1 rRNA gene is annotated in these 547 nt (G+C 54.7%); it reads left to right on the top strand.

What is annotated here, in order from left to right:
• Positions 1 to 547, top strand: a 16S ribosomal RNA gene (locus J1W56_RS25810); the annotation flags it as partial.

Genomic DNA, 547 nt, shown 5'->3' with positions numbered 1-547 from the left:
GGAATTTTGGACAATGGGCGCAAGCCTGATCCAGCCATGCCGCGTGGGTGATGAAGGCCTTCGGGTCGTAAAGCCCTGTCGGAAGGAAAGAAATGCGTGCGGATTAATACTTCGTGCGTTTGACGGTACCTTCAAAGGAAGCACCGGCTAACTCTGTGCCAGCAGCCGCGGTAATACAGAGGGTGCAAGCGTTGTTCGGAATTACTGGGCGTAAAGGGCGTGTAGGCGGCCTGATAAGTCAGATGTGAAAGTCCTCGGCTCAACCGGGGAAGTGCATTTGAAACTGTCAGGCTAGAGTGCAGGAGAGGAAAGTGGAATTTCCAGTGTAGCGGTGAAATGCGTAGAGATCGGGAGGAATATCAGTGGCGAAGGCGGCCACCTGGACAGATACTGACGCTGAGGAACGAAAGCGTGGGGAGCGAACAGGATTAGATACCCTGGTAGTCCACGCCGTAAACGATGTCAACTAGCCGTTTGTGTCCTAGGTCCGTGTGTGGCGCAGCTAACGCACTAAGTTGACCGCCTGGGGAGTACGGCCGCAAGGTTA

Origin of the sequence: Phyllobacterium calauticae (assembly GCF_019991125.1) — a bacterium.
In the GTDB taxonomy this organism is placed as follows: domain Bacteria; phylum Pseudomonadota; class Alphaproteobacteria; order Rhizobiales; family Rhizobiaceae; genus Phyllobacterium; species Phyllobacterium calauticae.
This window is presented reverse-complemented; position numbering and strand designations above follow the sequence as displayed.